We start from the raw sequence: 1,836 nt of genomic DNA on the forward strand, positions 1-1,836 counted from the left end.
GTCCTGGCCGTCGCGGCGTTCGTGGTCGAAGACACCGTGGTTGCCACGAACTTTCAACCCCCGCAACTCGATTCGATCAGCCACCGATCAACTCCCCTGCCGTGCGCCACGCCGTGACCACGGCGAGCGCGTCCGCCGAGGCACGGACGTCGTGCACCCGGACACCCCACACCCGATGCCACCCGGCCAGCGCCGAGATCACCGCGGTTGCCGTCTCCCGACCCGCCGGCGGCCTGGGTTCGCCGTCCTGCCCGGCCAGCAGAGAGCCGAGGAACCGTTTCCGGGAGGCTCCGACCAGGATCGGGATCCCGGTCGCGACGAACTCGGGCAACGCATCGAGCAACGCCCAATTGTGCTGTGCGGTTTTGGCGAATCCGAGTCCGGGGTCGATGATCAACTTGGCCGGGTCCACCCCTGCGCGCACTGCGGCATCCACGCCGGCCATCAGTTCGTCACGGACCTCGCCGACCACGTCGCCGTAGTCGGGTACGTCGTGCGGTCGGTCACTGCCCACCGACCGCCAGTGCATCAACACCCAGGGCACCCCGGCATCGGCGACCACTCTGGCCATGTCCGGGTCCGCCCTGCCACCGGACACGTCGTTGACGAGCGTCGCGCCGTTCTCCAGCGCCGCGCTCGCGACACCCGCGTGCATGGTGTCGATGCTGATCGTGATCCCTTGTTGGGCAAGCTCTTTGACGACGGGAAGCACCCGGGACGTCTCGACCTCAGGCGCCACCCGGGTGGCCCCCGGGCGCGTCGACTCACCACCGATGTCGACGATGGCGGCGCCCTGCGCGACGAGTTCGACACCATGTTCGATCGCACGATCGCGGTCGAGGAACAGGCCCCCGTCGGAGAACGAGTCATCGGTGACGTTGACGACCCCCATCACCTTCACGTGCGTCACCGCCGGGGTCTGATGGCTGGCCAAACTCACCTTCTCAGGATCAGATCCAGAGCCTCGGCCCGAGAGGCGTTGTCGTGCTTGAACTGTCCGCGCACCGCGGACGTGGTCGTCGTTGCGCCGGGCTTGCGCACCCCCCGCATCGCCATGCACAGGTGCTCGGCCTCGATCACCACGATGGCACCGCGCGGGTCGAGCTTGCGCATCAACGCGTCGGCGATCTGCGCGGTCAGCCGTTCCTGGACCTGTGGCCGCTTGGCGTAGAGATCCACCAGGCGGGCGATCTTGGACAGTCCGGTGACCCGGCCGTCGATCCCCGGGATGTAGCCGACGTGGGCCACCCCGTGGAACGCCACCAGGTGGTGCTCGCAGGTGGAGTACATCGGGATCTCTTTGACCAACACCAACTCGTCGTGCTGTTCGTCAAAGGTGGTGTTGAGCACGGTATCCGGATCGGTGTACAGGCCCGCGAACATCTCGCGGTAGGCGCGGGCCACCCGGGCCGGTGTGTCCGCCAGACCATGTCGGTCGGGATCCTCACCGACCGCGATCAGCAACTCGCGAACGGCCCGCTCCGCGCGCTCCTGATCGAAGTCAGGGCTGGGCAGCGTGGCCGAATCATTGTTGTGCGACCGCGTCATCGAAGTCTCCGTTCGGATATCAGCCAGGGACTAACCGCGGTTCGGCGGATCAGCCCGATCTCTGTGCTTGCCACTCTCGCGATCAGGCTCGTCCTTCGGGCCGGGTGCAGGTGCACCGCCCTCTGGACCGGGCTGCCCCTGCTGCGGGTACGGCTGCTGATACGGCGGATAACCCGGGTACGGAGCCGGGGCCTGCGGACCGCCCTGCCATCCCGGCGGCGGGGGCGGGGGGTACCAGTACCCCTGAGGCTGCGGCTGCTGCGGCTGCTGCGGCGCCCCGTGCGGCGG

Annotated in this window: 3 protein-coding genes and 1 pseudogene; all 4 read right to left on the minus strand. The window is 68.2% G+C overall.

The genetic code is table 11. The features are described 5' to 3' along the window. Positions 1–84, minus strand: a pseudogene (locus tag WA965_RS01650) (dihydroneopterin aldolase); the annotation flags it as partial. Then, the gene (folP, locus tag WA965_RS01655; RefSeq protein WP_526298182.1) at positions 77–892 is read right to left on the minus strand and encodes a dihydropteroate synthase; all 816 of its coding nucleotides are present in this window, start codon (positions 890–892) and stop codon (positions 77–79) included. The gene folP and the pseudogene WA965_RS01650, both read right to left, overlap by 8 nt. A 44-nt stretch (positions 893–936) precedes the next feature. Beyond that, entirely contained in the window at positions 937–1,548 is a 612-nt protein-coding gene (gene folE / locus WA965_RS01660; protein WP_526298178.1) for a GTP cyclohydrolase I FolE, read from the minus strand. Positions 1,549–1,578: 30 nt separating this feature from the next. Continuing rightward, on the minus strand, positions 1,579–1,836 hold a 258-nt coding region (locus tag WA965_RS01665), incomplete at its 5' end, for a hypothetical protein (protein WP_526446966.1).

The sequence above is a fragment of the Mycobacterium sp. genome, assembly GCF_049683935.1.
Classification (GTDB): domain Bacteria; phylum Actinomycetota; class Actinomycetes; order Mycobacteriales; family Mycobacteriaceae; genus Mycobacterium.

What these genes read in the sequence shown, in the direction of transcription:
- folP (WP_526298182.1), bottom strand. Translation starts at nt 892, where the DNA reads ATGGGGGTCGTCAACGTCACCGATGACTCGTTCTCCGACGGGGGCCTG.
- folE (WP_526298178.1), bottom strand. Translation starts at nt 1,548, where the DNA reads ATGACGCGGTCGCACAACAATGATTCGGCCACGCTGCCCAGCCCTGAC.